This window comes from Cecembia lonarensis LW9 (assembly GCF_000298295.1).
GTDB lineage: Bacteria > Bacteroidota > Bacteroidia > Cytophagales > Cyclobacteriaceae > Cecembia > Cecembia lonarensis.
The window spans coordinates 1-955 of record NZ_AMGM01000221.1; the positions used below are offsets into that span (position 1 = coordinate 1).

Consider the following 955-nt stretch of genomic DNA (forward strand, 5'->3'; position numbering starts at 1 on the left):
GTTGCAGCCATTTGCGGGATCAGGTTGTTGGTGTCTCCATCGAGCGGGGTGATGCCTGCGTACAGGGCGATGACCCCGAGCATGCCGATGCCGATGATCGTGGCACCGTAGCCGACGGTCGCGGTGATGAACGTCGGCTTGATCAGGTCCTCACGCACGGCGAAGAGTCGCTGGGCGATCGTCTGGTTGCCGATGGCGTAGGCCAGGACGGCAGCAATGTACGGGGCACCCTGGTTCATAAACGCTTCGGACGAGAAGAAGTTGCTCTGTTGCGGGGTGAGGTTGGAGGCGCCGGATTCAAAGAGTCCCGGTCCGCCGGCGGCAACGAAGACCACCGGAAGGATGATTGCCACGGCACCGAGCATCGCCACTACTTGGGCAAAGTCGGTGAGTACCGAGGCCCGGAAGCCGGACCACAAAGTGTAGAGCAGCGTACCTGCGGCCACGGCGACGATTGCCTTGGCCGAAGCTGAATGGCGAGAGCAGAGCGATAAGAGCGCCACCCGCGATGAAGTTGGAGGTCAGTGAAATAACGCTGCCGAGAATATTGGAACCGGCCAGCATGAGCTGGCTGGAGCGTCCATGACGGGCATACATAACTTCGGCGAGGGTGTGTGCCTTTGGTGCAACCGCACGGATTCGACGGCCGAAGGGGTAGATGAACAGAATCATCAACGCATCCCAAAGACCGTAGTGAATCGGCCCGGAAATGCCATAGGTGTAGCCAGACGTCGCCGAGGCATACATCGAAGATGCCCAGATCCATGTTGCTGTCATGCTTGCTGCGGAGACACCGAAACCAACTTTGTTTCCGGCGGTCATATACCCGTCAGCGTTTTCTTTCTTTTTGCCAATAAAAAGAGACATAACAAATGTCCCCCCGTAAAACAGAACCAACAACCCCAGGACAACTGATCCTGCGAGAAGCTGAAATTCCCCGTTTTCGAGATCCATA

At 57.3% G+C, this 955-nt stretch carries 1 protein-coding gene and 1 pseudogene; both read right to left on the reverse strand.

Going from position 1 to position 955, the window contains the following annotated elements:
- Window positions 1–503, reverse strand: a 503-nt coding sequence (locus B879_RS23855) for a sodium:solute symporter family transporter (RefSeq protein ID WP_497706790.1), incomplete at its 3' end; no start/stop codon positions are given.
- A 37-nt stretch (window positions 504–540) separates the two neighbouring features.
- A pseudogene (locus tag B879_RS23860) lies at window positions 541–954 on the reverse strand (hypothetical protein); the annotation flags it as partial.
- Window position 955: the final 1 nt, after the last annotated feature.